At 64.9% G+C, this 25626-nt stretch carries 27 protein-coding genes, 1 pseudogene and 1 riboswitch; of the genes and pseudogenes, 14 read left to right on the forward strand and 14 right to left on the reverse strand.

All coding sequences use genetic code 11. The features are described from left to right. The first annotated feature begins 279 nt into the window (after positions 1 to 279). From J8I87_RS32565 to J8I87_RS32575, 3 genes are all read left to right on the forward strand, one after another. Positions 280 to 2229: a sigma-54-dependent Fis family transcriptional regulator gene (locus J8I87_RS32565; RefSeq protein WP_209936317.1), complete on the forward strand. Its 1950-nt coding sequence runs from the start codon at positions 280 to 282 to the stop codon at positions 2227 to 2229. A 98-nt stretch (positions 2230 to 2327) separates the two neighbouring features. Then, a complete protein-coding gene (locus J8I87_RS32570; RefSeq protein ID WP_209936318.1) occupies positions 2328 to 3464 on the forward strand; it encodes a VIT1/CCC1 transporter family protein in 1137 nt (378 codons plus the stop codon). A gap of 5 nt (positions 3465 to 3469) precedes the next feature. Beyond that, the gene (locus J8I87_RS32575) at positions 3470 to 3829 is read left to right on the forward strand and encodes a 2Fe-2S iron-sulfur cluster-binding protein (RefSeq protein WP_209936319.1); all 360 of its coding nucleotides are present in this window, start codon (positions 3470 to 3472) and stop codon (positions 3827 to 3829) included. 104 nt (positions 3830 to 3933) lie between these two features. On the opposite strand, the gene J8I87_RS32580 is transcribed toward J8I87_RS32575, so the two are convergent. The 3 genes from J8I87_RS32580 to J8I87_RS32590 form a co-directional block, all read right to left on the reverse strand. Then, positions 3934 to 4131, reverse strand: coding sequence for a DUF1653 domain-containing protein (locus tag J8I87_RS32580; RefSeq protein WP_209936320.1), 198 nt, complete (start codon positions 4129 to 4131; stop codon positions 3934 to 3936). A 61-nt stretch (positions 4132 to 4192) separates the two neighbouring features. Beyond that, positions 4193 to 4837: a transcriptional regulator gene (locus J8I87_RS32585; RefSeq protein ID WP_209936321.1), complete on the reverse strand. Its 645-nt coding sequence runs from the start codon at positions 4835 to 4837 to the stop codon at positions 4193 to 4195. A gap of 83 nt (positions 4838 to 4920) precedes the next feature. After that, positions 4921 to 5910, reverse strand: coding sequence for an ornithine cyclodeaminase family protein (locus J8I87_RS32590; RefSeq protein ID WP_209936323.1), 990 nt, complete (start codon positions 5908 to 5910; stop codon positions 4921 to 4923). A gap of 308 nt (positions 5911 to 6218) precedes the next feature. Between J8I87_RS32590 and J8I87_RS32595 the strand changes: the two genes are divergently transcribed. Both J8I87_RS32595 and J8I87_RS32600 read left to right on the forward strand, forming a co-directional pair. Continuing rightward, the gene (locus tag J8I87_RS32595) at positions 6219 to 6998 is read left to right on the forward strand and encodes an ABC transporter substrate-binding protein (protein ID WP_209936324.1); all 780 of its coding nucleotides are present in this window, start codon (positions 6219 to 6221) and stop codon (positions 6996 to 6998) included. Positions 6999 to 7113: 115 nt separating this feature from the next. Then, positions 7114 to 8358, forward strand: coding sequence for an NAD(P)/FAD-dependent oxidoreductase (locus J8I87_RS32600; protein ID WP_209936325.1), 1245 nt, complete (start codon positions 7114 to 7116; stop codon positions 8356 to 8358). An 86-nt stretch (positions 8359 to 8444) separates the two neighbouring features. Here the strand turns inward: J8I87_RS32600 and J8I87_RS45810 are convergent, their stop codons facing one another. The 4 genes from J8I87_RS45810 to J8I87_RS32615 are packed head-to-tail and all read right to left on the reverse strand — an operon-like array spanning position 8445 to position 10560. Next, on the reverse strand, positions 8445 to 8573 hold the full coding sequence (locus J8I87_RS45810) for a hypothetical protein (protein ID WP_280923121.1): 129 nt from the start codon (positions 8571 to 8573) through the stop codon (positions 8445 to 8447). Positions 8574 to 8582: 9 nt separating this feature from the next. After that, on the reverse strand, positions 8583 to 9533 hold the full coding sequence (locus J8I87_RS32605) for an AEC family transporter (protein ID WP_209936326.1): 951 nt from the start codon (positions 9531 to 9533) through the stop codon (positions 8583 to 8585). A gap of 28 nt (positions 9534 to 9561) precedes the next feature. Further along, positions 9562 to 10320 carry a CbtA family protein gene (locus J8I87_RS32610; RefSeq protein WP_209936328.1) on the reverse strand — a complete coding sequence of 253 codons (759 nt, stop codon included), beginning with the start codon at positions 10318 to 10320 and terminating at the stop codon, positions 9562 to 9564. 21 nt (positions 10321 to 10341) lie between these two features. Next, positions 10342 to 10560 carry a CbtB-domain containing protein gene (locus J8I87_RS32615; protein WP_209936329.1) on the reverse strand — a complete coding sequence of 73 codons (219 nt, stop codon included), beginning with the start codon at positions 10558 to 10560 and terminating at the stop codon, positions 10342 to 10344. A 61-nt stretch (positions 10561 to 10621) separates the two neighbouring features. Beyond that, a riboswitch (cobalamin riboswitch) is annotated at positions 10622 to 10697 on the reverse strand. An 82-nt stretch (positions 10698 to 10779) separates the two neighbouring features. On the opposite strand from J8I87_RS32615, the gene J8I87_RS32620 reads away from it, so the two are divergent. Then, a complete protein-coding gene (locus tag J8I87_RS32620; RefSeq protein ID WP_209936330.1) occupies positions 10780 to 11361 on the forward strand; it encodes a histidine phosphatase family protein in 582 nt (193 codons plus the stop codon). 7 nt (positions 11362 to 11368) lie between these two features. On the opposite strand, the gene J8I87_RS32625 is transcribed toward J8I87_RS32620, so the two are convergent. Beyond that, positions 11369 to 11770 (reverse strand): hypothetical protein, encoded by a 402-nt coding sequence (locus J8I87_RS32625; RefSeq protein ID WP_209936331.1) that lies wholly within the window; start codon positions 11768 to 11770, stop codon positions 11369 to 11371. Between the two features lie 182 nt (positions 11771 to 11952). On the opposite strand from J8I87_RS32625, the gene J8I87_RS32630 reads away from it, so the two are divergent. The 3 genes from J8I87_RS32630 (at position 11953) to infA (ending at position 13376) form a co-directional block, all read left to right on the forward strand. After that, positions 11953 to 12171: a hypothetical protein gene (locus J8I87_RS32630; RefSeq protein ID WP_209936332.1), complete on the forward strand. Its 219-nt coding sequence runs from the start codon at positions 11953 to 11955 to the stop codon at positions 12169 to 12171. Between the two features lie 530 nt (positions 12172 to 12701). Further along, positions 12702 to 12986, forward strand: a complete 285-nt coding sequence (locus J8I87_RS32635; RefSeq protein ID WP_209936333.1) for a hypothetical protein — start codon at positions 12702 to 12704, stop codon at positions 12984 to 12986. A 126-nt stretch (positions 12987 to 13112) separates the two neighbouring features. After that, entirely contained in the window at positions 13113 to 13376 is a 264-nt protein-coding gene (infA, locus tag J8I87_RS32640) for a translation initiation factor IF-1 (protein ID WP_209936335.1), read from the forward strand. Between the two features lie 107 nt (positions 13377 to 13483). Here infA and J8I87_RS32645 read toward each other — a convergent pair whose 3' ends face one another. Then, a complete protein-coding gene (locus tag J8I87_RS32645; RefSeq protein ID WP_209936336.1) occupies positions 13484 to 14191 on the reverse strand; it encodes a GntR family transcriptional regulator in 708 nt (235 codons plus the stop codon). A 191-nt stretch (positions 14192 to 14382) separates the two neighbouring features. Between J8I87_RS32645 and J8I87_RS32650 the strand changes: the two genes are divergently transcribed. From J8I87_RS32650 to J8I87_RS32660, 3 genes are all read left to right on the forward strand, one after another. After that, complete coding sequence (locus J8I87_RS32650) at positions 14383 to 15672, forward strand: cyanate transporter (protein ID WP_209936337.1); 1290 nt, start codon at positions 14383 to 14385, stop codon at positions 15670 to 15672. A 406-nt stretch (positions 15673 to 16078) separates the two neighbouring features. Beyond that, a complete protein-coding gene (locus J8I87_RS32655; protein WP_209936338.1) occupies positions 16079 to 16654 on the forward strand; it encodes an ANTAR domain-containing response regulator in 576 nt (191 codons plus the stop codon). Positions 16655 to 16664: 10 nt separating this feature from the next. Next, the gene (locus J8I87_RS32660; protein ID WP_209936339.1) at positions 16665 to 17813 is read left to right on the forward strand and encodes a CmpA/NrtA family ABC transporter substrate-binding protein; all 1149 of its coding nucleotides are present in this window, start codon (positions 16665 to 16667) and stop codon (positions 17811 to 17813) included. Between the two features lie 235 nt (positions 17814 to 18048). On the opposite strand, the gene J8I87_RS32665 is transcribed toward J8I87_RS32660, so the two are convergent. From J8I87_RS32665 to J8I87_RS32680, 4 genes and pseudogenes are all read right to left on the reverse strand, one after another. Further along, positions 18049 to 18990 (reverse strand): choline ABC transporter substrate-binding protein, encoded by a 942-nt coding sequence (locus tag J8I87_RS32665; RefSeq protein WP_209936341.1) that lies wholly within the window; start codon positions 18988 to 18990, stop codon positions 18049 to 18051. Positions 18991 to 19016: 26 nt separating this feature from the next. Then, positions 19017 to 19994: a GlxA family transcriptional regulator gene (locus J8I87_RS32670; protein WP_209936342.1), complete on the reverse strand. Its 978-nt coding sequence runs from the start codon at positions 19992 to 19994 to the stop codon at positions 19017 to 19019. Between the two features lie 136 nt (positions 19995 to 20130). Beyond that, positions 20131 to 21036, reverse strand: a complete 906-nt coding sequence (gene choW / locus J8I87_RS32675; protein WP_209936343.1) for a choline ABC transporter permease subunit — start codon at positions 21034 to 21036, stop codon at positions 20131 to 20133. Continuing rightward, positions 21029 to 22318, reverse strand: a pseudogene (locus J8I87_RS32680) (glycine betaine/L-proline ABC transporter ATP-binding protein); the annotation flags it as partial. The pseudogene J8I87_RS32680 and the gene choW, both read right to left, overlap by 8 nt. A gap of 331 nt (positions 22319 to 22649) precedes the next feature. Here J8I87_RS32680 and J8I87_RS32685 point away from each other — a divergent pair. Next, positions 22650 to 24362: an IlvD/Edd family dehydratase gene (locus J8I87_RS32685; RefSeq protein ID WP_209936345.1), complete on the forward strand. Its 1713-nt coding sequence runs from the start codon at positions 22650 to 22652 to the stop codon at positions 24360 to 24362. Between the two features lie 2 nt (positions 24363 to 24364). Beyond that, on the forward strand, positions 24365 to 25291 hold the full coding sequence (locus J8I87_RS32690; RefSeq protein WP_245254331.1) for a dihydrodipicolinate synthase family protein: 927 nt from the start codon (positions 24365 to 24367) through the stop codon (positions 25289 to 25291). A 77-nt stretch (positions 25292 to 25368) separates the two neighbouring features. Here the strand turns inward: J8I87_RS32690 and J8I87_RS32695 are convergent, their stop codons facing one another. Further along, positions 25369 to 25587 carry a hypothetical protein gene (locus J8I87_RS32695; RefSeq protein WP_209936346.1) on the reverse strand — a complete coding sequence of 73 codons (219 nt, stop codon included), beginning with the start codon at positions 25585 to 25587 and terminating at the stop codon, positions 25369 to 25371. Positions 25588 to 25626 lie beyond the last annotated feature (39 nt).

A 25626-nucleotide genomic window follows, 5' to 3' on the forward strand; every position in this document is an offset into this window, starting at 1 on the left:
GGCGCTGGCCGGGGCGGTCAGACAGGCATCGCCCCAGTGCGGCACGCGGCGCGAACGCGTGCCTGCTACGATGATTGCACTTCTGCGGCAGAAGGCAAGCGGAACACGCGACGCGCGTCCTCCTGTAAGATGAACCCGGCATTGCCGGCGCAGACCGGCTGTTCAGGCGGGCGCGCAAAGCGCAAAGGCCGTTACGCTGTGCATGCTGCAACGCGCAACGAACGGAATGAAGCGGCCGCCGCCGCACGAGCGGCGCACTACAACTAGCGGAGACATGCAGTGACCCAACGTTTCGTCACGCCGCCCGTTGAGGGCCGCGCCGACGTGCTCGCGCAGGCGCATGCGCGCTCGCGCGAATTCGGCTTGCGCGCTTCCGAGGCCCCCGACTTTGCACCATTGCAGCGGGCCGTGCTGCGCGATCTCGTCGAATGCAACCAGTCGCTGTATGCACACGCGCTGCCCGTGATGGAGACGCTGCACGCGCAGATCGTCGATACGGAAAGCATGGTGCTGCTCACCGACAGCAACGGCGTGATCCTGCACAGTCTCGGCGACAGCGACTTCGTCGAGAAAGCGAAGCGCGTTGCGCTATGTCCCGGCGTGTCGTGGTCCGAAGCGCATCGCGGCACGAACGCGGTCGGCACCGCGCTGGCCGGCGGCCAGCCGACCGTCGTCCACGGCGGCGAGCATTTCCTGCACGCGAACCGCATCTTGACCTGCTCCTGCGTGCCGATTGCCGATCCGTTCGGCCGCACGATCGGTGCGCTCGACGTGAGCGGCGACCCGCGCGGCTTCAACAAGCACACGCTCGCGCTGGTGCGCATGTCGGCGCAGATCATTGAAAACCATCTGTTCACCAATCAGTTTGCGGAAGCCGTGCGCGTGCGCTTTCATGCGCGCAGCGAGTTCATCGGCACGCTGTTCGAAGGACTCGCGGCATTCGGCGGCGACGGCAGGCTGCTCGCCGCGAACCGCAGCGCGCTGTTCCAGTTCGGGCAGCCGCTCGACGCGCTGCTCGCGCAGCCTTTCGAAGCGCTGTTCGGCATGGCGTTCCCCGCGTTGCTGCAACAGGCGTCGCGCGCACCGGGCGAATGCCTCACGCTGGCGCTGCCAAGCGGCGTGCGCGTGCTGGCGCGCGCCGAGTACGCGGCACGGCCGGTGTTTTCGGCGGACAGCGGCGGTCCGCGCGCCGCTTCGTCGCAGGCTGCGTCGGCCGGATGTCCGGCAGGCAGGCCGCGCGCCGCCGTCACTTTCGCCACGCTGGACACGGGCGACGCCCAGATGGCCGCCGTGCTGCGCCGCGTCGAGAAAGTACGCGGCCGCGATATCGCGCTGCTGGTGCTGGGCAAGACAGGCACTGGCAAGGAATGGCTCGCGCGTGCGATGCACGGGGAATCGCCGCGCCGCGACGCGCCGTTCGTCGCCGTCAATTGCGCCTCGCTGCCCGATACGCTGATCGAGGCCGAACTGTTCGGCTACGAGGACGGCGCTTTTACGGGCGCGAAAAAGCGCGGCAGCGTCGGCAAGATCGTGCAGGCCGACGGCGGCACGCTGTTTCTCGACGAAATCGGCGACATGCCGCTCGCGCAGCAGGTGCGCCTGATGCGCGTGCTTCAGGAGCGCTCCGTGGTGCCGCTCGGCGGCACACGCGCCGTTCCCGTCGACGTGCGCATCGTCTGCGCGACGCACCGCAACCTGCGCGCGATGATCGAGGACGGCACCTTCCGCGAGGATCTCTATTACCGGATCAACGGTCTCGTCGTCACGCTGCCCGCACTGGCCGAGCGCACCGACCTTCCGATACTCGTCGAACGGATACTGGCCCGGCTGCGCCGCGAGGAACCTGACAGCGAACGGATGCCCGCACACGTGTCGCCGGAGGTGCTGGCGCACTTCGCGCGCTGCCGCTGGCCGGGCAACTTGCGGCAACTCACGAACGTGCTGCGCACGGCGGGCATCATGGCCGAAGGCGCCATCGAAATCGGTATCGAGCATCTGCCCGACGATTTCCTGCAAGACTGCGAGCCGCAACCCAGCGAATCCGCGCGTGGCGCGCCGACGGCGGCTTTGCCCGCCCCGTCGCGGCCCGCGCGCATGGAAGAACTGCAGGCGACGCTGATCGAGCAGACGCTCGCGCGCAACGGCGGCAACATTTCGGCGGCGGCGCGCGAACTCGGGCTCGCGCGCAACACGGTGTACCGATACGTGCGGATGCGCACGACGCATTGACGCGCGGGCGCAGCGTTCGCGGTGCAGCGCGATGTGCCGCGCTGCGCTAAGCTTCGTCCTGACCCCACGACTATCCGACCCCGGTCGCGCATCGATCGATGGCCTCCCGGCACGAACTCAAACGCTTTCGCACCAATCTCGCAGACGAACTTGACAGCGCTGCGCTGTACGAGACGCTGTCGCGCGTCGAAAAAAATCCCGAGCGCCGCACGCTGTTCAGTCAGCTCGCGAGCGCGGAGCGCGTCCATGCGAACCTCTGGGCGGACAAGCTGCACGCGAATGGCGTGCGCGTGCGTGCGCACCGCCACAGTGTCAAGACGCAACTGATGCGCGGCATGATCCATACGTTCGGGCCGAAATTCGTGCTGCCGTCGCTCGCCGCCGCCGAATATGCGGACCGCGACAAGTACGCGAACCAGCCCGACGCCGCGCAGTTGTCGAAGGACGAACAGCATCACGCGGCCGTGGTGCAGCAGATCGTCGCCGACGTCAAAGGCGAGCGCGCCACGCCGTCGAAAGGCGCGCAGATCGCCGCCGCCGAGTCGTGGCACAGAAATGTCACGTCGGGCAACGATCTGCGCGCGGCCGTGCTCGGCGCGAACGACGGCCTGGTGTCGAACTTCTGCCTGATCATGGGCGTCGCGGGCGCGGGCACGGGCAACAAGGCAATCCTGCTGACGGGGCTCGCGGGACTGATCGCGGGCGCGTGCTCGATGGCGCTCGGCGAATGGCTGTCGGTGATGAACGCGCGCGAGCTGGCGCGCACGCAGATCGCGAAGGAAGCGGACGAGATCGAGCACACGCCGGAGGCCGAGGAGCACGAGCTGGCGCTTATCTTCCAGTCGAAGGGCATCGACGCGAACGAGGCGAAGCGCGTCGCGCAGCAGATCATGCGCGACAAGCAGAAGGCGCTCGATACGCTCACGCGCGAAGAGCTCGGACTCGATCCCGCGGAACTGGGCGGCAACCCGTGGTCGGCGGCGGGCGTATCGTTCTGCCTGTTCTCGCTCGGCGCGATCTTCCCCGTGATGCCGTTCCTGTGGGCGCACGGCGTGGCGGCAATAGGCCAGTGCGTCGCGTTGAGCGCGTTCGGGCTCGCCGCCGTCGGTGTCTTCACGTCGCTGTTCAACGGACGGGGTGCGGCGTTCTCGGCGTTTCGTCAGATCGTGATCGGAATGATCGCGGCCGCCTTCACGTTCGGCGTCGGGCGGCTTCTGGGTGTGTCGATTTCGTGAGCAACATGTCGAGCGAACAATTGTCCCGCAGCGAGGCGCTGCACGAAACGCATGAAAGCGAAGCGCGAACCTTCACGGTGCGCGTCGAACCCCTCGGGCGCACATTCAATGCACCTGAATCGCTGACGGTGCTCGAAGCGGCGGGCTTCGCGAACCTGCATTTGCCGCGGATGTGCCGCAACGGCACGTGCCGCACTTGCCTGTGCAAGATGACGTCGGGCCGCGTGCGCTACACGATCGAATGGCCGGGCGTGAGCATCGAGGAAAAGGCGGAGGGCTATATCCTGCCGTGCGTGGCCGTCGCGCAGAGCGATCTCGTGATCGACGTGCCCGACGCCGCCGACCTTCCGCCCACGCGGCGCTGACCGGAACGCACTGGCCGCAAGTGCCGCCGTGTGCGCTGCACGACGCTCGCTGCCGGAACGCGCAGAAGCGAGTCGATGGGCTAGTCGATGGGCTAGTCGATGGGCTAGTTAATGGGCGCGAAGCGCGCGACCGTATCGCCTTCGTGCTCGATCATCTCGAAGAACACCGATGCGGGCCGTGTCCAGATGGTGCCGTTCTCGGCCCGATAGACGATCATCGTCACGCTCGGGTCGGACTCGAGCGTCGCCTCGCAGATGAATTCGTAAATGCCGCCTTTGTAGTGTCGATATCGCACGGTCACGGTCGTGTCCTCGAAGATGTCTGGAACGGATGAAGCAGCGCAGCGCAAGTCTCCGGGCACATCAGCTTGCGCCCTCTTTCATCTGCTTCAGGTGCTTATAAACCGTTGCGCGCCCCATGCCAAGCACGTTCGCGACATAGTTCGCCGAACTCTTGCCGCGAAACGCGCCTTCCGCATAGAGCGCTTCGACCAGTTCGCGCCGGTGCTCGCGCGTGAGGCCGTTCAGGCCGATCTGCCGTTCGCGCAGCCAGCCGTGCAGGAACGTGTTGATGCGCTCCTGCCAGTCGTCGCGGAACAGCTCCTCCGGCTGCGCGACGACGCCCGCGCCCTTGATGAACAGATCGAGCGTCGATCGCACGTCTTCGAACACCGCGATGTTGAAGTTGATGCACAGCATGCCCGCCGCCTGGCCGTTGTCGTCGAACAGCACGTTGCTCACGCAGCGCATGCGGCGGCCGTCCCAGTTGAGCTTTTCGTAAGGGCCGATCACGCGCTCGCGCGCCGAATGCTCCGTCTCTTCCAAAGCGGAATCGTCGCCGATCTCCCGCTTCGACAGATTGTTCGCGAGATACAGCACCGTCTGGTCGTGCAGGTCGTGGATCACGACTTCCGCGTACGGAAAAAACAGCGCGGCAATGCCGTCCGCGATGGGTGCATAGCGGGTCAGCAGCAGGTCCTTGACGGGGGACGATTTCGTTTTGCGCATCGGCGGGCGGTGCTCTGCGGTGTTGGTGTCATGCCGCGGCGAGACGACACTTACGCCACGGCGGCGGCTGATCGACATTGTAGCTATTGTGCGCGCGTCGGACGGCTCGTCAGATGTCGATAGAGCTCGCTCGCGATCGCGACGTCCTCGAGCCCTAGGCCGATCGAGCGGAAGAACGCATGCCTCCGGTAAGCCGGCTTTTCGCACGAGCCCGCGACGAGCGACGGCAAGTCCCCCTTCACCTGTGCCGGCAGCCAGCCGTGCTGCGCGGCGAGCTTCATCTCGCCCGCGCTGGCAGGCGTCGTCGCGCGATAGTCGCAATACACGTCCATCTCCGGCAGCCACGCGGGGTCGATTTCATGCGCGTTCGCGGCGTTCGTGCTGATCGACGTGATCAGCGCGGGCTTCGGCAGCGCACCGCGCGGCAGCACGGGCGTGCCCGACGACGTGCAGAGCATCACGACGTCCGCATCCTGCACGCACGCTTCGATATTCGCGCTCACTTCGGCGCGCGCATCGGTGGCCAGCACGGCGGCGCGCTTTGCCGCGTGGACGGAGTCATCCGCGCGATCATGGGCTGCGAGGCCGGGCGAATACACGCGGATCGATTCCCACGCGCGCAGCGGCGCGACATGCCGCAGATGCGCGAGCGCCACGCTGCCCGCGCCGATCAACGCAAGCCGCTTTGCGTCGGCGCTTGCGAGCTGGTCGACGGCGAGTGCCGTCGTGCCCGCTGTGCGTTCCGTGGTCAGGAGGCCCGCGTCGCACCACATCAGCGGCTGGCCGGTCTCCATCGACATCAGCGCCGTCCATGCCGTGATGATCGGCTTGCCGCCCGTCACGATATACGGTGACAACTTTGCGCCGAACACTTTGGCATCGGCGAGTGCGCCGAGATAGGTAATGAAATCGCCGGCGCCGTTCGGAAACAGCGTCAGCGTTTGCGGCGGCTGCACTGCGTCGGCACTGGCGAGCGCGCGGAACATCGCAGTGAGCGCGCCGCGCACGTCGAGCGAGGGCAACGCATCGCGGACCATCTGTTCATCCACGGCAAGGGGCAAGGCGGACATCATCGGATTTTTCTCCTGTGCGACGCGAGAGACGTCGATACGGGCTAAATGTAGACTTATAGTCTACTTGAGACTCAACCGATCGAGACAGAAATTCTCCGCCCGGACGCGGATTTCATGCGCTTCGCCAGCGCGTTCAAGCCGACTTTTTGCGGCGCTTACCCGTTTCCAGCAAGGCTCGACGCAATGCGATCCCCTATTTTTGACTACTGTATTATCGTATTCCCTATAGTCCATACTGGACTTTCCGTCTATATTTCACGTGCACCGCTGCCGCTGCGCGTGGTCCGATCATCAACACAGGAACCGTCATGAACCTGAAGCTCTCTCTTGCCGCCGCCGTCCTTGCGCTGACTGCGGGCGCCGCCCATGCGCAATCGTCCGACACGCTGCGTTTCGGCATCGAAGCCGCCTACCCTCCGTTCGAAAGCAAGACGGCGTCGGGCCAACTGGAAGGCTTCGACGTGGACGTCGGCAATGCGGTCTGCGCGAAGATGAAAGTAAAGTGCGTGTGGGTCGAGAATGCGTTCGACGGCCTGATTCCCGCGCTGCAGGCGCGCAAGTTCGACGTGATCAATTCGGCGATGAACATCACGGCCAAGCGCAAGGAAAGCATTGCGTTCACGCCGCCCATCTATGTCGTGCCCATCGTGATGGTCGCCAAGCACGGCTCGGGTCTGCTGCCCGATGTGAAGAGCCTGCAAGGCAAGCGCGTCGGCGTGCTGCAGGGCTCGTCGCAGGAAGACTTCCTGAAAAAGCACTGGGCGAATGCGGGCGTGCAGGTCGTGTCGTATCAGGATCAGGACCAGGTATATGCGGACCTCGTCGCGGGACGACTCGACGCCGCCGTGCAGGAAGCGCAGACGGCGCAGGACGGCTTTCTGAGCAAGCAGGCGGGCGCGGGCTACGAGATCGTCGGCGAGCCGCTGAAAGATCCGTCGACGCTCGGCGAAGGCACGGGCTTCGGTCTGCGCAAAAGCGACAAGGCGTTGCAGGCGAAGGTCGATGCCGCGCTCGCCGAACTGAAGAAAGACGGCACGCTGACGGCGCTCTCGCAGAAGTACTTCAAGCGCGACATCATCGCGAAGTGATACGCTTCTCAGCCGCAGCCAGTGCTGCGGCTTCAGTGTGCGAGCGCGTGGCGACACGCGCTCGTTGCGCTTTCTGCTTCTTCACGCGCCACCTTCAAGGACAACCCTCATCGCTATGGATTTCGACGTCATCGTGCTGGGAGCGGGAATCGTCGGCGTATCGTCGGCGCTGCATCTGCAGGATCGCGGACGGCGCGTCGCGCTCGTCGACCGCCGCGCGCCCGGCGAAGAGACGAGCTTCGGCAATGCAGGGCTGATCGAGCGTTCGTCGATCGTGCCGTATGGCTTTCCGCGCAAGCTCGGCACGCTGCTGCGCTACGCGCGCAACCAGTCGACCGATCTCTACTGGGACTACAAGGCGCTGCCCGCTTACGCAACGTGGCTGGCGCGCTTCTGGTGGGAATCGGCGCCGCAGCGCCTCGCCGCCGCCGCGCGCGACATGCTGCCGCTAATCGGCGCGTGCGTCGATGAACACGACAAGCTGATCGCCCGCGCGGGCATCGGCCAGCTGGTGCATGACGGCGGCTGGATCGAAGCATTCCGGACGCGCGCAGCATTCGACAGCGAGGCGAGAGCATCGGAAGACGCGATCCGCGAGCACGGCCTGCATGTGAGCGTGCTTGACGCCGCCGCGCTGCGCGCGCAGGAGCCGGGCGTAGGCGAAGGCATCTGCGGCGCGCTGCACTGGAAAGACCCGAAGAGCGTGCTGAACCCGGGCGCGCTGGTCAAAGGTTACGCGCACCTGTTTGAAGCGCAGGGCGGCACGTTCCTGAACGGCGACGCGACGACCTTGCGCGCATCAGGCGATGCGTGGACGGTCGACACGCAACAAGGCGCGATCAGTGCGACGGAAGTCGTGCTCGCGCTCGGCCCCTGGTCCGACACCGTGTTCGAGCCGCTTGGCTATCGCATTCCGCTGCGCGCGAAGCGCGGCTATCACATGCACTATCGTCCCGCGCGGCAGATGTTGTCGGTGCCCATCGTCGATACGGAACGCGGCTATGTGGTCGCGCCGATGGAAGGCAACCGCCTGCGCCTGACGACGGGCGTAGAAATCGCGCAGCGCGGCGCGCCGCCGACAGGCATCCAGCTCGAACGCGTCGAGCCGCTCGCGCGCGCGGCGTTCGGACTCGGCGAGCGCGTCGACCCGAAGCCGTGGCTCGGCATGCGTCCTTGCACGCCCGACATGCGCCCCGTGATCGGCCCGGCGCCACGTCATCGCGGGCTGTGGTTCGCGTTCGGGCATAACCATCATGGGCTGACGCTTGGGCCGGTCACGGGGCGGCTGCTCGCGGAGATGATGACGGGGGAGAAGGCCTTTACCGATCCGAGACCTTATCGGGTGGAGCGGTTTGCCTGAGCGGTTTGCCTGAGCGGTTCGCCTGAGCGGTTCGCCTGAGCTGTTTGCCTGAGCGGTTCGCATGAGCGCTGCGCGGAAAAGCCCGTTCAACGCGACCAGCCCTCCACCGCCACCTTGAACGCAGCCGTCAGCTCGCTCAAGCGCTTTGCCTCATCGGCGAGCGCGGCCGCCGTCGCTGCATTCTCTTCGACGGGCGCGGCGCTCTGCTGCGTCACTTCATGCCGTCAGCCGGGCGCGTGCATGTGGAACAGCAGCAGCGACAACGACACGAGCGAGCCGAGCGTCGACAGCAAAATGGTTTGAGACGTAATGCGGGCCTCGCGCCCGTAGAACTCGGCGAGCATGTACGGCCCCGTGCCCGCCGGCAGCGCGGCGAGCAGCACGGCCATATCGACGGCGAGCGCGGGCAGCGCAAAGACGCGCGCGGCGATCCACCACGCGAGCGCGGGCTGCGCGATCAGCTTGATCGCCGTCAGCACGAACGCGGTGAGCGGCCGTTGCGCTTCCTCGGCCGCCGGACGCTTTTCCGCCAGAAAGAGCCCGAGGCTCACGAGCGCGCACGGACTGGCCGCGCCGCTCAACAGCTTCAGAAAGGTCTCGGCGCTCTGCGGCAGCGTCGCGCCGGCGCTCGCGACCAGCACGCCCGCAATCGGCGATGCGATCAGCGGGTTCTTCATCAGCCGCCACAGCACTTTCGCGCCGAGCTTGTGCGGCGTGCGCTCCGTCTGCAAGCCGATTTCGATGAGCACGATCGCGAGCGCGAACAGCACGCACGCGACGATGATCGTCGCAATCGTCGTCGGCGTCAGGCTAGCCTTGCCGAATGCGAGCAGCCCGAGCGGAAAGCCGACATAGCCGGTGTTCGGATACGAGGCCGCGATCGCATCGACGCTCGCGTCCGCGAGATGCCGCCCGCTCGCGACGCGCACGACCAGCACCACGCCGAACACAGCCGCGCAGGCCAGCGAGAACGTCGCGATAAAGGCGGGCTGGTCGAGTTCGCGCCATGTCGAATGGGCCATCGTGTCGAACAGCAGCGCGGGCAGCGCAAGCCATACGACGAAGCGGTTGAGTTCCGATGCGGCCGCGGGGCCCAGGAGATCGCGGCGCCGGCAAAAGAAACCCGCGAACACCAGCGCGAAGACAGGGAGCAGGATTTCGAGGGTGGACAGCATGAAGCGTGGAGACCGGCGCGCAGAAGCGCTACAAATAAGCCTTCCCGCCCACCGCGCCACGAGCCGCCCGCTCGCCACGCTCGACCATCGCCCCAAACAGCAGCCCGATCACGGCCCACATAACCGCCTGCATCCCAAGCGCCGTCATCCTGAACTTCCACAGCACGACGGCCGGAAACTCAGCGGGCACCTCATTGACGACAGGCAACGCGACCTCGACCGCCGCGACGATCGCAACGAACACCACGCCGCCGACGATCGACGCGTTCCACTGCCCGAGCCGCGCCACCAGATGCTTGCGGACCTTCATCGAAAACACCATCACGACAAGCGATGTCGCGATCATCAGAAAGAACAGGCCCGTGCGCGTGCCGATCGTCTCCGGGTCGCCGACGGATGGCGGATTCGCCGGATACTTGATGGTCGGCACCAGCACGACTGCGACGAACGCGCCGAGCGCGAGCCACGCCGACAATGCGCGCGCGCCGAGCTTGCCGGCTCGCCCGTACAGATAGGCGAACGTCAGCGCGAACAGCCCGCCGAAGGCCATCCCATACGCGACGACGCCCGTCAGGAGGCCGAGGCCCGCCTGCGTGCCGCGGCTGACAATTTCGTCTTCATGCCCGTCGGCATTCGCGCCGCCGTGATCGTGCGCCGCATGCATCTTTTCTTCGAACGAGATCGCCGTTTCGACCAGCGGCTCGCCCGCGACGCGCGCGAACGCGAACGTGAGCAGACCCGCGACGATGCCTGCGAGCATCCCTCGCATCAACAGCTTCCCAACCATGGTGATGACTCCGCTACGGAATTAGTGGCAAGGAAAACCGAGCAGATGGCGGCCGTCGTGCACGAACTCATGCACGTACATGCCTGGAACGAGTGAGGTTGCGCCCTGTTCGGCGCCGATGAAGTACAGCGCGAGCAGGAACAGCAAACCGCCGAAGATCGCCCACGGCAGTAGCTCGCGCAGCGGAATCGGGGTGGGTTGAGTTGATTGACCGGCGTGGTCGAGGACTGCGTCGTTCATGACGGGCATCTCCTGGGGTTGCGCGCCCCGATAGTCGATTGAGGATGAAGTCGAAGCTTGGGTCTGGCTTCCGGCTTGCATGTTGCCTGTACTGCCGATTACAGTGGCGCGACCGCGCCGGTCTTGCACCGGCTTCCGCGCTTCGAGTGGCGTCTATTCTACGCGCGAAACGCGCGAACGCTTTTCACTTTCTTTCTTCCCTTCGACGATGGGCTTTTCATGCGCACACGCCTGCTGTTGATCAGCCATCCCGCGACGGCAGCGCAACGCAAAGGCGCGTTTCCCGACGATGATCCCCTCGACGCGCGGGCCATTGAAGAGGCCAGCGCCTTTCGCGCATCGAACGAACGGTTGACGAATGCCGGGCTGGCGCTGAGCAGTCCGGCTGCCTGCGCGCTGGAGACTGCGAGCGCGCTTGGACTCGACGCCGCCGTTGCGCCTGAACTGGCGGAAGCGGACTACGGGCGCTGGCGCGGGCAGCGTCTGATCGACATCGCAAGCGCGGAGCCCGACGCGCTCGCGGCGTGGACGCGCGATCCGTCGGCCGCGCCGCATGGCGGCGAATCGTTCGACGCGCTGAAGCTGCGAGTGAGCAACTGGCTCGATGCACTCGATTGCGACGGCACCGTCGTGGCCGTCACGCATGCGCCTGTGATCCGCGCGGCGCTCGCGCACGTGCTGCGCATTCCGTCCGATGCGTATGCGCGCATCGAGATTGCGCCGCTATCCGTCGTCGAATTGCAGCGCAACGAGCGCGGCTGGTCGTGGTGGCCCGCGCATCGCCCGACGCCGCACGCATGACGCACGCTCACAAGGCTGGACATGACAGGACCTGCTGCGGATTGAGCGTCGTGCCGGGCATGCCGTCGGCGGCAGGCGTGCCTTGCGCGGGCGTCGCGATCAGGCGCACGGCATCCGTGCCCGCGTTCGCCAGCACGTAGCGTTCGGGGCGACCTTGCGGCTGCCAGTACGCACGGTAGATGCCGCCATCCGTCATCACATGCAGCGTCCCGCGCACGGCCTTGCCGCCCGCGATGAAATCGACGGGCTCGCCGTCGCGCAGCGCGAAGCCGCTCGCCGTGCTCGCGCCCGATGCGCCCGCCGCGCCGCGCACGCCCGACAGCACGCCACACGATACATCACCCGTCGCGGCGACCGACAGCTGCGCGACCGTCCACAGCGCCAGCGGCGCAATCTTCCCGAGTGTCATGAAGTGCCTCGTGTCGTCTGGAATGACGGGCATCGTGTGCGGCGCAACGCGCATGCCCACCGCAAACGCGAAATGGGGTGCGGCTCGCCGGCAGCGTGAATTTTGACCGCGTGGCAGCGCGCTTTTTGACGTGCGATAACGGACAGGTCTTTCACCAGCGTTCACCGACAAGAGGCAAACCGATGGCCACGCTCGAAGCGTTTCGCACCGTGCTCGACGACGCACGCACGCCCGAGATCATTCGCAATCACATCATCGATTCGCTGCAATACGCGCTGCGCAATCACGGCCAGATTTTCACGTCGAAAGAAGTGGAGTGGCTCGCCAGGTGGGACGACGCGCGCATTCCTGTCGCTGCCACGCGCGAGTTGCAAAAACGCATGACGCGAGGCGCGGACTGAGCGTGCGCCCGCCAAAGCGTCCTGCTCCGAGCTTCTCTGCAAAGGAAAGTTTCTGCTACACAAGGCCCTGTTTTTAGGGCATAATATGTGCAATGCAGCGTTTTGCTTGTGGCACCTTATTACAGCCTTCATGCAGCGTTAGCAGCTTCACCGGCAATATCCAGCATCGTCTTAACCGCAGCGCCTCAACCTCTTCGTCGCGTTGAATTAATCGCGCTGCATCCCAGCCGTTCCGCCGCATCGCTGCGATCTGCGGTCAGCCAGCGGCAATCTCCGTCACTCAGGCCATGCGCTGTGCGCGTACGCCAAACCGGGTGGCTTTTGCCAATGCGCTCGGTGCCTGTGCGGCGTCGGCGTATTTTTCTTTCGGTTCCGCGTCTATCGCGGCTGCGTTCGAGCCAGCGCATCGGGCTCACGCCAACTTTTCCATTGCGGCGCGCCCCTCGGTGCTGCGCCGCTGGCCGCCGTGGTTGCCGCGCATCGATCATCCATCTGCGCGCGCCGGCAGCCTGCATTACGGGAGCATGCATATGACTCAAGGCGTCAAGACCTATAAAGGCTACGAAATTCATCCGCTGATCTATCCGCGCCGTACGGCGAACGGCGTCACGCACCGCAATTCGATCGACAGCGGCTATGACGCGTCGGTGCGCATCTGCCGTGTCGGCACGAATCCCACCGCCGATGGCCGCGTGTTCCGCCTCGCCCATTTCCGCCCGTTCGAAGGCGCGGGCAAGGCGCGCATCGCGTGCATCGAACATGCGGCACGCGTGATCGACGGCCATATCGACGGACAGACGGTCGCCGATCTCTGAACAGGTGCGCCGCCCGCGGCGCGCCTGCATCGCTTCACGCATCGCCGCGGCAGCGTTCGCACTGCCGCGTAAGACCCGCTGCGCGCCGTGCGCGCGGCGCCCTTCCCTCATCGACCAGGAGTTTGCATGGCGAAAGAAGAACTCATTGAACTGGATGGCATTGTCGACGAAGTACTGCCCGACAGCCGCTACCGCGTAACGCTGGACAACGGCGTCGTGGTGGGCGCATATGCATCGGGCCGCATGCGCAAGAATCACATCCGTATCCTCGCGGGCGATCGCGTGACGCTCGAACTGTCGGTCTACGACCTCACCAAAGGACGCATCAACTTCCGTCACAAGGACGAACGCAGCAGCGCCCCGCGCAGCGCGCCGATGCGCCGCCGCTGACGCTCGATAGGCTCAGCGTCGTCGTCGCGCCGGCAGCAGCCGACAGCGCGCGACGGGCGCAGCCCATCTGCACACTAAACGCGGCATGTGCAACGCATGTCGCTGGCTCACACGCGAAACACAGAGCCCAGATCGTCGCTGTTGACGCTCGCCCGCATGCGCGTCACGACCCGCTCTTCCAGTTCCGCGAGATGCACCCGCATCGCATCGAGGGCGGCGCGCAGATCGCCGCCGTCGAGGGCTTCGATGAGTTGCGCGTGTTCGTCGGCGGAACATGTCGTGCCTTTCGACGGATCATAGAGCGCCTTGTACAACTCCGTCTTCGCGACCAGTTGCGCGACGAAGCCCTGCAAATCCGCGCCGCCCGCGATCTGCGTGAGCAGCACATGGAATTGCCCGGCGAGCCGCACCTGCTCATCCACCCGCGCTGCCTTCAGCGCCTTCTTCTCGCTCGCGACATGCGCCTTGAGCGAACGCCTGTCCTGCGCGGACAGCGCGCCGCATAGCGCGGTGACGATCCCTGCCTCGACGATCTGGCGCGCGCGATAAACCTGCCGCACGTCTTCTTCGGACGGCGACGGCACGAACGCGCCGCGATTCGCTTCCAGCACCAGCTTGCCTTCGAACCCGAGCCGCGCGAGCACCTTGCGCAACGCGCCGCGCGTACAGCCGAACGCGGCCGCGAGGTCGCGCTCGACGAGCTGTGCGCCCGGGCGCAGGCGGCCTTCGAGCAGCGCCGCGGTGATCGACGCGTAGATGCGCTCCTCGACGTTGTCGTCGGCGGCGGGTGGCGGTGTGTTCGGGCGTGAGGCCATATCGTGCTGAATGGAAGTAGTGCGGCGGCAAGCGGCCGTATTGTAGCCATCGACGGCCTTCCCTGCACGATGCATCGATGCCCCGGCGCAAATACCCGCGATCGCGTTTTGTCGAAAATGGTTAACCATTTTAATGTATTATGGTCAACCATCAGTTCGACTCGCTTTCGACTCTTCGGCAGGGCCAACCCGTGAACCAGACTCCCGGCATCGACACTCCACGCATCGCGCGCCGCGCGGCTTCCCCGGCCTTGTCGTGGCAGGACGCGATATGGCTCGCCGCCATCGTCGTGATCGGCATCAACCTGCGGCCGCTGCTGACGTCGGTGAGTCCGCTGATGGCGACGATCCGCGCCGCCACGGGCCTGAGCTTTTCGGGGGCTTCGCTGCTGACCAGCCTGCCCGTCGTCGCGATGGGCCTCGGCGCGTTCGGCGCGGGCATGCTGACGCGCGTGGTCGGCGAAACGCGCGGGGTCGCTTTCGGGTTGCTCGCGATCGCCTGTGCGTGCGCCGCGCGGCTTGCGGCATCGAGCGGCGCGGCGCTGCTGATGACGGCATTGCTCGCGGGCATCGGCGTCGCGGCCATCCAGGCGTTGTTGCCAGGCGTGATGAAGCAGCGGTTCCATGCGCGCGTGCCGCTCGCGATGGGCCTGTTCTCGGCGTCGATAATGGGCGGCGGCGGACTCGGCGCGAGCCTGAGCCCCTATGCCGCGAAGCTGTCCGGTTCGTGGCATGCGGGCCTCGCCGTATGGGCCGTGCCCGCTGCGCTCGCGTGCGCTTGCTGGTTCGCGCTCAATCGCCTTGCATCATCTTCCAGGTCGTATTCGGAAAGGCACGCCGGCGCGTGCGGGACGGGTCACCGGACGGCAACGCATGCAACGCGGACACCGCACGTCGCGATGTGGCGCAAGCGCCGCGCATGGGCATTGGGCCTGCACTTCGGCCTCGTCAACGGCGGCTATACGACGCTGGTCGCGTGGCTACCGGCGTACTACCAGCAGCGCGGCGCCAGCGTCGCGCACAGCGGATCGCTGCTCGCGGCGATGACCGTCTTCCAGGCAGCCTCCGCGTTGCTGCTGCCCCTCGCCGCGTCGTCGTTCCGCGACCGCCGGCCGTGGCTCGTCGCCGGCCTGTCGGCGCAGCTGCTGGGCATCGCCGGGTTGCTCACGTATCCGGACGCCGCGCCGCTCGCGTGGGTCGCGATTGCGGGCGCGGGCCTCGGCGGCACGTTCTCGCTGACGCTCGTGACGGCGCTCGATCATTCCGACGATCATCGGATCGCCGGCCGACTCGTCGCGTTCGTGCAAGGGGTCGGTTTCATCGTCGCGGCGATCGCGCCCGTCGTCGCGGGACGCCTGCGCGACCTCACGGGCGGGTTCGCCGCCGCGTGGCTGATGCTCGCGCTGTGCATCTCCGCGATGATCGCACTGACTGTCGCGTTCTCGCCGCGCAGCTACGCGCGGTGGCTCGGTTCGCGATAAGACGATGTGCGCGGCCACGCGGGTTATCGCGCGACGCGCCCTCGACACCCGGCATGCGCTAAACGAGTGCAGCACCGCGCAGCGCGCACTCCCGCAGTGCAATTCGAGCCGCCCTTTACGCCGCTTGAAGGCGTCATTCAGCGTTCGCGCGGTCTCTGCCGAATGGCATGCAAGTTGCAGTACCCGGTGACTCCATGCAAGGGCGCAAGGTAGCAATACGTCGCGGGGCGGCTGCAAAACGCAACCACGCAAAAAATCGGTAAAGCGGCACAGACTCGCGCACGTCGTCGCGTGGGGCTGAAGACGGCCGCCATCAGTCGGGCAATGACGTTCGACGTTCGCCGCTTCGGACTTCGCGTTCCGATCGCGGTATAACTAACCCACAGCACCTGATGCCGTTCAATCCATGTTGCGCGTTTTGCTCGTAACCGACACCGATAAGCCCATCGGCGAGTTGCGCGATGCGCTCGCGCGGCTCGGCTATGACATGCTCGCCGCGACAGCCTCGCCGCAGGCGCTGCATAAGACGGTCGAAAGCGAGCGGCCGGACGTCATCATCATCGACACGGAATCGCCGTCGCGCGACACGCTCGAACAGCTTGCCGTGATGAACGCGACCGCGCCGCGCCCCGTGCTGATGTTCAGCAACGACGCGAACCAGCAGTTGATCCGCGACGCTGTCGGCGCGGGCGTGACGGCGTATCTCGTCGAAGGGCTCGCGACGGGACGGCTCGCGCCGATACTCGAAGTCGCGCTCGCGCGCTTCGCGCAAGAGTCGCAATTGCGCGAGCGTCTCGCCCAGGCCGAGAACGAGCTTGCCGAGCGCAAGCTGATCGACCGCGCGAAACGCCTGCTGATGGACTCGCAGAAGATGCCCGAACACGCGGCGTACGCGACGATGCGCAAGCGCGCGATGAACCAGGGCGTGAAGCTTGCCGAGGTCGCACGTCAGATCGTCGCCGCAGCCGGATTGCCAGATTGAAGCGCTGCTCATGAACACATCCCCTCACATCACTTCTTCCGCCGACTTGGGCAAGCTCGAGAAGACGCACTTGCGTCTTGGCTTCGTCGCGTTGAGCGATGCCGCGCCGCTCGTCGCCGCGAAGCTGCTCGAATTCGGCCACGCACACGGGCTCACGATCGAACTGCTGAAGCAGCCGTCATGGGCGGCGATACGCGACAAGCTGCTTTGCGGCGATCTCGATGCGGCGCATTCGCTGTATGGGCTTGTCTACGGCGTACAGTTGGGCCTTGGTGGTCCACAGACGGATATGGCCGTGTTGATGGTGCTCGCCCGCAACGGTCAGGCGATCACGGTCTCGAACCGCCTCGCTGCCGCGCTCGACGAGCACAGGACGCTGCCCGCCGCGCTCGCGACGCTCGGACGCAAGCCCGTCTTCGCGCAGACGTTCCCGACGGGCACACATGCGATGTGGCTGTATTACTGGCTCGCGTCGCAGCGCGTGCATCCGTTGCGCGACATCGAGAGCGTCGTGATTCCGCCGCCGCAAATGGTCGACGCGCTCGAACAGGACCGGCTCGACGGACTATGCGTGGGCGAGCCGTGGAATGCAGTCGCGCAGGAGCGCGGCGTCGGCAGAACGATTGCGTACACGAGCGAAGTGTGGCCCGATCATCCGGAGAAAGTGCTTGCCAGCCGGCGCGATTTCGTCACGCGTTATCCGAACACGGCGCGGGCGCTCGTGCAGACGATGCTCGAAGCGTGCCGCTGGCTCGATGACGACGAGCATCGCGCGGAGATTGCGCAGAGGCTTGCTGCTGACGCGTTTCTTGGCGTGCCTGCCGGCTCGATTGCGCCGCGTTTGCTCAAGGCCGGCTTCGATGACACGAGGCGGCCCGTGCTGTTCTTCGAGGACGGGCTGGTCAACTATCCGCATCCTTCGGAGGGTGCGTGGTTTTTCATGCAGTACGCGCGCTGGAGAATGACGCACTGGCGAGGCGATTTCGCGGAAATTGCGCGCGAGGTCAACCAGACCGCGTTGTATCGCGAAGCGGCTATGAATGTGGGATTGAGTTCGCAGTTCCTGCCGCCATTGCGCGCCGCGCGGTTGATTGATGGGCGTGAGTGGGATGGCAGTGTGGATGAGGGGTATTTGAAGGGGTTTGAGATCCGGGCGTGACAGTTGGTGTCTGCTTTGCCCTGCGCGGGCATGCGGCGATGCGGTTCGCCTTGCTCTTTTGTGCGGGCGGCACTTACTTCTTTGCCGGCTGCAAAGAAAAGTAGCTAAAAGCAAGCGATGGCAAAATCGGGCGCAAAACCCCGCTGTGTAAGGGAGGGCTTTGCGCATTGCAAAACAATCACATCGCCAATGCCACGCGGGTCGAATCACTCAACCAGCGTCGCAGACAAAAAAATCAATGCGCCGCGATATAAGCGCGAACAGCCGCCAACCCCTCCTTCCCGTCGAAAGTCTGCACCCCGGCAAGCCACTTATCCAGCGCCTGTGGATTCGCCTTCAACCAGGTCAGCGCGGCCCTGTTCGCATCTTCCTTGTTCATGATCGGCACCATCACATGATTCTCGATGGCCGTCGTGAACTGCAGGTTCGACACGAGCTTCGCCGCATTCGGGCAACGCTGCGCATAGTCAGGCGGTGTCGCCGTGAACACCTTCGCTTCGCCGTAGTTCGGCCCGAACACGTCGTCGCCGCCCGCCAGATAATCGATCTTTATCTGCACGTTCATCGGATGCGGCTCCCAGCCGAGAAACACGATCCACTTCTTGTCGCGGATCGCGCGGTTCACTTCGACCAGCATGCCCGCCTCGCTCGATTCAACCAGCTTGAACTTGCCCAGCCCGTACTGGTTGCCGTCGATCATCTTCTTGATCAGCGCGTTGCCGTCATTGCCCGGCTCGATGCCGTAGATCTTGCCGTCGAGCTTGTCCGCATATTTCTGGATATCGTTGAAGTTCTTCAAGCCGCCGTTGTACACATAGTCCGGCACGGCCAGCGTGTACTTCGCGCCCGTCAGGTTCGGCGTCGCGAGCACCTTGATCGAGCCGGACTTCACGAACGGCTGGATCATCGGGTCCATCGTCGGCGCCCAGTAGCCAAGGAACACGTCGATCTGCTTGCTCTTGATGCCGGCAAACGTGATCGGCACCGATGCAATCGTCTTGGTCGGGTTGTAGCCGAGACCCTGGAAGATCGTCGACGCGAGGCCCGTTGTCGCGGCGATGTCAGTCCAGCCGACGTCGGCGAAGCGAACATTGCGGCACACGGCGGGATCGGCCGCGTGCGCGGTCGCGGCGGCCGTCGTCAATAAGGCGGCCGCCATCATCAGCTTGCGTTTCATTGCATTCTCCTCGTAATAATGGGTGGCTAGCTCGCCTGGCGGCGCTCGACGCTCGGCGCGTGGCCGAACTGCGCGCGATACGCCTTGCTGAAATGGCATGGCGAATGAAAACCGCACACGGCCGTCACGCGTGCAATCGATGCGTCCGTGGTGCGCAACAGATCGCGCGCGCGCCGCAAGCGCAGCGACAGGTAGTAATGCGTGGGCGACACGCTCAGATAAACCTTGAACATCCGCTGTAAATGACGCTGCGACAATTGCACGAGCCGCGCGAGTTCTTCTAGCGACAAAGGCTCTTCGATATTCGCCTCCATCAGCCGTACCACCTCGATCAGCTCGGCGCGCGAAAAGCCGACGCGCGCATCGACGGGTATCGGCTGCGGATCGCTCGCGCTGCGGATGCGCTCCAGAATGAACTGCTCCGACACCTGCGCCGCGACATTCTGCCCGAAGCGGCTGCCGATGAGATTGAGCATCAGATCGAGCGGCGCAGTGCCGCCCGTGCACGTCAAGCGGTCGCGGTCGATCACGAACAGCTCGTCGGCGAAGCGCACATGCGGATACTCCCTGTGCAGCGAGGACAGGTCTTCCCAATGCACCGAGCAGCTATAACCGTCGAGCAGTCCCGCCGCCATCAACGCATAGGCACCCGTGCAGATGCCGCCCAAAGGCACGCCTTGCGCCGCGGCATCCGCAAGCAAGGTCTTCACATGGGTATCGACGGCATTGCGGATCTGCGTGCCGCCGCACACGATCAGCACATCCGGCATGCCCGCTTCTTCGAGCGTGCACGTCGGCTTGACGGTCAGGCCGTTGCTCGCGCGCACAGGCACCCCGTCATGCGTGATCACCGACCAGCGGTAGTGCTGCGCACGCGACACATAGTTCGCCATCCGCAGCACTTCGACCGCGCTCGTGAACGCGATCATCGAAAAACTGGGTAGCGTCAGAAAACCCACATGCGCAAGATTCGACAACGGCGCTTCGGCCCGGGTAGACGTCACGTCGCGCTCCGTGATGCACAAAGAAATGAATGTGTTTGGCCACCGCGAAAGCCCACGGGCTCTCGCGGGACGACCACTATTTGGTTCTATTGCAAACGCGCCGGGAACCCGGCGCCTGGGTCAATACGACAGAGACTTAGCTTTGCGCGACCACGGGCGGTTCGCGGCGCACACGCATGACGCTGCGCAGACCGGCGAAGCGCGGCGCGGCAGCCGTGCCTGGCGAGCGGCCGAAGCTCTCGGTGATGCGGTCCAGAATGATCGCCAGCAACACGACAGAGAGACCGCTTTCGAAGCCAAGCCCGATATCGAGCCGCTGAATACTCGCGAGCACGTCGTTGCCGAGACCGCCCGCGCCCACCATCGACGCGATGATCACCATCGACAGCGCCATCATGATGGTCTGGTTCACGCCCTGCATGATCGATGGCAGCGCATTCGGAAACTGCACCTTGTACAGCAGTTGCCACGGCGTGCAGCCGAACGCCTGCCCTGCCTCGACGATCTCGCGGTTCACGTGCTTGATGCCGAGGCTCGTCAGACGCACAGCGGGAGGCATCGCGAAGATGACCGTCGAGAGAATCCCCGGCACGCGGCCGAGTCCGAACAGCATCGCAGCGGGAATCAGATAGACGAACGCCGGCATCGTCTGCATCAGGTCGAGAATCGGCCGCACGATCATCTGCACATGCTTGTTCTTCGCAGCCCAGATGCCGAGCGGAATGCCGAACACGAGACTGATCAAGGTCGACGACAGCGTCAGACCCAGTGTGATGACGGTCTGATCCCAGAACCCTGTTGCGTAGATCAGCAATAGCGAAGCCGTCGCGAATATCGCAAAGCGCCAGCCCACGCGCCATAAGCCGATCGCGATAAAGAACGCCATCAGCGCCCACATCGGAATGGCTTGCAAGCCATGTTCGATCATCGCGGCAAAGCTCTCGATCGCCTTGCCGATCGAATCGAACGTGCTCGCGTCGTGGTCGAGCAGATAGTGAACAGATTGGTCGACCCAGCGGCCGAGTGGAATGATCTCAGACATGGGCACCACCTCGATTGCGCGTAATGACTTTCAGAACAGCGGCCTGATCGACGGAACCACAGTAACGGTCCTCGTCATCGACCACGGGCAGAGCGGTCGTGTTTGCGCACACGCGCGACACGACATGTTCGAGCGGCGCGCCGCGCGAAATGCATTCGACCTTCTTCAGCGACGGCGTCGCGCTGCCGATTGCATCGCGCGTGACGAAGCCGCGGATGCGGCGCTGCGCATCGAGCACGAACGCATATTCGGCGTTGCCGTTCAGCGATTCGGCGACGCTCGTCTGATCCAGATCGCGCACGAGCGGCACGCCGTTCGCCTGCATCAGATCGCCCGCCGTCAGATAGCGGCTCGTATCGACACCTTCGAAGAACGCGCGCACATATTCGTCGGCAGGATTCGCGATGATGTCCTGCGGCGTGCCGATCTGCACCACGCGGCCGCCTTCCATGATCGCGATGCGGCTGCCGATGCGCAGCGCCTCTTCCAGATCGTGCGACACGAACAGAATCGTGCGGCGCTGGTTCTTTTGCAGTTCCAGCAGCACGTTCTGCATTTCCTTGCGCTTGAGAGGATCGAGCGCGGAGAACGCCTCGTCCATGATCATCAGCGACGGATTCACGGCGAGCGCGCGCGCAAGCCCCACACGCTGCTGCATGCCGCCCGAGAGCTCGGACGGCAGCTTGCCCGCGAACGTCGCGAGGCCCACCTGCTCGAGCACCTGGAGCGCGCGCTTCTCGCGCTCCTTGCGCCCGACGCCCGCTACTTCGAGACCGAACGCCGCGTTCGACAGCACCGTGCGCTGCGGCATCAGCGCGAACGACTGGAACACCATGCTCATATCGGTGCGGCGCAGCGAGGTCAGTTCGGAACGCCTGATCGCGGCAACGTCGCGGCCGTCGATAATGACCTTACCCGCCGTCGGTTCGACGAGCCGGTTGATCAGGCGGATCAGCGTGGACTTGCCGGAACCCGACAGGCCCATCAGCACGAAAATCTCGCCTTCCTGCACATCGAAGGAAACATTGTGAACGCCCACCACATGCCCCGTCCTGGCGAACACCTCGTCTTTCGACGCGCCTCGCGAGAGCATGTCCTGAGCCAGTTTCGGGTTGGGCCCGAAAACCTTACATAAACCTTCGACCACGACCTTTGGGGATTTCATCGAGTCCATCTCCTCGTGGTGCGGGCGCCGGCCCGCACATGTGTGACTACATAGTTGCTAGAAAAAACCCCGCTTAGCCGACTAATTACGACAGACGCTTGCGGAAATACGACACGCGAAAAAGCGAACGCGCGTTAGCGGATCGATGTGAGCCTTGCGTGACAAGGGTCTATGACGATGTTGCGGTGCATGATGAGGAAGCGTCCATGTCGCTTTCGGTAAGGTCCGCGTCCGATGAGGATCGCATGCCACGTCCGCAGCGGCTAGCGCCCGTGCAGCCGGGCATTGACGGCCGCGCGGCATGCTCGCCGATGCGTGCTCTGTTGCAGCGCAACTGGCTCGCGCCGCGGGTCGTGACAGCGCCTGCGGCCCGCCGCTTCGCGCGGCGAATAGGCTAAGCTGTGTCGCAACGGCAGCCCATGCCGAGGACACAGAAACGGGAGACACCATGCGCAAGCTCCGCTCGCAGAGCTGGTTCGGCAGGAACGACAAGGACGGCTTCATCCATCGTTCGTGGATGAAAAACCAGGGCATACCCCACGACGAATTCGACGGCCGCCCGGTCATCGGCATCTGCAATACATGGTCCGAACTCACGCCCTGCAACGCCCATTTCCGCGAACTCGCCGAGTACGTCAAACGCGGCGTGCGCGAAGCGGGCGGCCTGCCGCTCGAGTTTCCCGTGATGTCGCTGGGCGAATCGAATCTGCGGCCCACGGCGATGCTGTTTCGCAACCTCGCATCGATGGATGTCGAGGAGTCGATACGCGGCAATCCCCTCGACGGTGTGATCCTGCTCGTCGGCTGCGACAAGACCACGCCCGCGCTCCTGATGGGCGCGGCGTCGTGCAATCTGCCCGCGCTCGCGGTGTCGGGCGGGCCGATGCTCAACGGCCGGTTTCGCGGCCGCACGATCGGCTCGGGCACGGGCGTGTGGCAAATGTCCGAAGAGGTCCGCGCGGGCACGCTGAGCCAGCAGGAATTCATCGATGCCGAATCGTGCATGAACCGTTCGCGCGGCCACTGCATGACGATGGGCACGGCATCGACGATGGCGTCGATGGTCGAGTCGCTCGGCATCGGCCTGCCGCACAACGCCGCCATTCCCGCCGTCGATGCGCGCCGCCAGGTGCTCGCGCATCTGGCGGGACGGCGCATCGTCGAGATGGTTCGCGACGACGTGACGATGGACAAGATCCTCACGCGCGAGGCCTTCGAAAACGCGATCCGCACGAACGCGGCGATCGGTGGCTCGACGAATGCCGTCGTGCACCTGATCGCGCTCGCGCGGCGCATCGGCGTCGATCTCAGGCTCGAAGACTGGGAGCTCGGATCGAACGTGCCTTGCCTCGTGAACCTGCAGCCCTCGGGCGAGTATCTGATGGAAGATTTCTACTACGCGGGCGGCTTGCCCGCCGTGTTGCGGCAACTGGGCGAGCAAGGTCTGCTGCATCGCGACGCGTTGACCGTCAACGGCAAAACCATCTGGGACAACGTCTGCGATGCGCCGAACTACGATCAGAAAGTGATCACGACCTTCGACGAACCGTTCAAGCCACAAGCGGGCATCGCCGTGCTGCAAGGCAACCTTGCGCCGAATGGCGCGGTGATCAAGCCATCCGCGGCGACGGCTTCGTTGTTGAAGCATCGCGGGCGCGCGGTGGTGTTCGAGAACGTCGAGGAACTGCACGCGAAAGTCGACGACGCATCGCTCGATATCGACGAGCATTGCGTGATGGTGCTCAAGGGCGCTGGGCCGAAAGGCTATCCGGGCTTCGCCGAGGTCGGCAACATGCCGCTGCCGAAAAAGGTCCTGCAAAAAGGCATCACCGACATGGTCCGCATCTCCGACGGCCGCATGAGCGGCACGGCCTATGGCGCCGTCGTGCTGCACGTGTCGCCCGAAGCGGCGGCAGGCGGGCCGCTCGCGCTGGTGCAAACGGGCGACATGATCGAGCTGGACGTCGCGGCACGGCGCCTTCATCTGGACGTGTCCGACGAAGAACTCGAACGGCGGCGCGCGGCATGGCAAGCGCCTGAACTGCCCGCGCGCGGCTACTACCGGCTTTACGTCGAACACGTGCTGCAGGCCGACCAGGGTGCGGACCTCGACTTCCTCGTCGGCGCGAGCGGCGCGCCCGTGCCGCGCGACTCGCATTGATCATGGCGCAAGCACGCTTCTGGCCGCGCGGCATCTGGCCCGTGCTTTACGCTTATTTCGACGCAAACGACGCGCTCGAGCGGCGCGCAATTGATGCGCAGATCGATAGCGCGATCGAGGCTGGCGCAAGCGGCATCGTGATTCTCGGCCTTGCGACGGAAGTGAACCGTTTGTCGCTCGAGGAGAAGCACCGCTTTATCGCGTGGACGAGCGAGCATCTCGCGAACCGCGTGCCGCTGGCTGTGACGATCACGGGCGACACTGTCGATGCGCAACTCGCGCTGGCGGACGATGCCGTCGAGCATGGCGCGTCGTCGCTGGTGCTGCAACCGCCATCGATACGCGACAGGCCCGAATCGTTCTACTTCGATTTCTTCGCCGACATCATGCAGCGCGTCAGCGTGCCCGTCGGCATTCAGAATGCGCCCGAGTATCTGGGCGTGGGCCTGTCGGTGCAATCGCTCGTCGCGCTCGCGGCGCAGTACGCGCAATTCCAGTGGCTAAAAGGCGAAGGCCCCGCCACGATCGTTCAATCGACGATCGAACGGCTGCGCGAACAAAGCAGCATGTTGCCTGTCTTCAATGGGCGCGGCGGACAGGAACTGATCGACAATCTGCGCGCCGGTTGCGCGGGCTTGATCGTCGCGCCCGATACCTTCGACTGGCAAGCCGCGATTTACAGCGCGTTTGCCGCAGGCGACGAGGCGAAGGCGCAAACGCTGTATGAACGCATTCTGCCGTCCATCGTCTTCGTGATGCAGTCGCTCGATGCGTTGACCTGTTATGGCAAGCGCATCGCCGCGTGGCGCATGGGTTTCGATGTCGTACGTGATCGCGGCATGCGCCCCACGTCATTCGGTCTGGAATGCGCGCGCCGTTTCGCAACCGCGCTCGGTCCGCTTTCCAACCAGCGCACGTCGAACGGTTGACGCAAAAAAAGAGGAAGGCGGCTCAGTCCGCGCTTCCTCCTTTAAACCCAGCGTGTAACGCCAGGTGATCCCGCTAATTACTGCGCTGCCGATGCTGCGTCAACGCTAGCTGCCTTTGCGGGCGCCGCCTTCTTGTGTGCGTGCTTCTTTGCATGATGCTTCTTTGCATGGTGCTTCGCGGCCGGTGCCGATGCAGCTGCCGGCGCTGCTTCCGTAGCGGCGGGGGCCGATGCCTGAGCAAATGCGGCGACCGAGAACAGACCTGCCAGAGCGGCGGCGATGATGTGCTTGTTCATTGACTTGATTCCTCAAAACCCTGGATTTAACTAAACGGC

The organism is Paraburkholderia sp. LEh10 (assembly GCF_017814945.1).
Lineage (GTDB): Bacteria > Pseudomonadota > Gammaproteobacteria > Burkholderiales > Burkholderiaceae > Paraburkholderia.

Excerpts from the sequence above, each read along its gene's own strand:
- J8I87_RS32630 (WP_209936332.1), top strand. The coding sequence starts at position 11,953 with ATGGCCACGCTCGAAGCGTTTCGCACCGTGCTCGACGACGCACGCACG.
- J8I87_RS32655 (WP_209936338.1), top strand. The coding sequence starts at position 16,079 with ATGTTGCGCGTTTTGCTCGTAACCGACACCGATAAGCCCATCGGCGAG.
- J8I87_RS32695 (WP_209936346.1), bottom strand. The coding sequence starts at position 25,587 with ATGAACAAGCACATCATCGCCGCCGCTCTGGCAGGTCTGTTCTCGGTC.
- J8I87_RS32595 (WP_209936324.1), top strand. The coding sequence starts at position 6,219 with ATGAACCTGAAGCTCTCTCTTGCCGCCGCCGTCCTTGCGCTGACTGCG.
- J8I87_RS32600 (WP_209936325.1), top strand. The coding sequence starts at position 7,114 with ATGGATTTCGACGTCATCGTGCTGGGAGCGGGAATCGTCGGCGTATCG.
- J8I87_RS32660 (WP_209936339.1), top strand. The coding sequence starts at position 16,665 with ATGAACACATCCCCTCACATCACTTCTTCCGCCGACTTGGGCAAGCTC.
- choW (WP_209936343.1), bottom strand. The coding sequence starts at position 21,036 with ATGTCTGAGATCATTCCACTCGGCCGCTGGGTCGACCAATCTGTTCAC.
- J8I87_RS32645 (WP_209936336.1), bottom strand. The coding sequence starts at position 14,191 with ATGGCCTCACGCCCGAACACACCGCCACCCGCCGCCGACGACAACGTC.
- J8I87_RS32605 (WP_209936326.1), bottom strand. The coding sequence starts at position 9,533 with ATGCTGTCCACCCTCGAAATCCTGCTCCCTGTCTTCGCGCTGGTGTTC.
- J8I87_RS32620 (WP_209936330.1), top strand. The coding sequence starts at position 10,780 with ATGCGCACACGCCTGCTGTTGATCAGCCATCCCGCGACGGCAGCGCAA.
- J8I87_RS32615 (WP_209936329.1), bottom strand. The coding sequence starts at position 10,560 with ATGAACGACGCAGTCCTCGACCACGCCGGTCAATCAACTCAACCCACC.
- J8I87_RS32665 (WP_209936341.1), bottom strand. The coding sequence starts at position 18,990 with ATGAAACGCAAGCTGATGATGGCGGCCGCCTTATTGACGACGGCCGCC.
- J8I87_RS32685 (WP_209936345.1), top strand. The coding sequence starts at position 22,650 with ATGCGCAAGCTCCGCTCGCAGAGCTGGTTCGGCAGGAACGACAAGGAC.
- J8I87_RS32690 (WP_245254331.1), top strand. The coding sequence starts at position 24,365 with ATGGCGCAAGCACGCTTCTGGCCGCGCGGCATCTGGCCCGTGCTTTAC.
- J8I87_RS32570 (WP_209936318.1), top strand. The coding sequence starts at position 2,328 with ATGGCCTCCCGGCACGAACTCAAACGCTTTCGCACCAATCTCGCAGAC.
- J8I87_RS32575 (WP_209936319.1), top strand. The coding sequence starts at position 3,470 with ATGTCGAGCGAACAATTGTCCCGCAGCGAGGCGCTGCACGAAACGCAT.
- J8I87_RS32635 (WP_209936333.1), top strand. The coding sequence starts at position 12,702 with ATGACTCAAGGCGTCAAGACCTATAAAGGCTACGAAATTCATCCGCTG.
- J8I87_RS32610 (WP_209936328.1), bottom strand. The coding sequence starts at position 10,320 with ATGGTTGGGAAGCTGTTGATGCGAGGGATGCTCGCAGGCATCGTCGCG.
- J8I87_RS32585 (WP_209936321.1), bottom strand. The coding sequence starts at position 4,837 with ATGCGCAAAACGAAATCGTCCCCCGTCAAGGACCTGCTGCTGACCCGC.
- infA (WP_209936335.1), top strand. The coding sequence starts at position 13,113 with ATGGCGAAAGAAGAACTCATTGAACTGGATGGCATTGTCGACGAAGTA.
- J8I87_RS32625 (WP_209936331.1), bottom strand. The coding sequence starts at position 11,770 with ATGACACTCGGGAAGATTGCGCCGCTGGCGCTGTGGACGGTCGCGCAG.
- J8I87_RS32590 (WP_209936323.1), bottom strand. The coding sequence starts at position 5,910 with ATGATGTCCGCCTTGCCCCTTGCCGTGGATGAACAGATGGTCCGCGAT.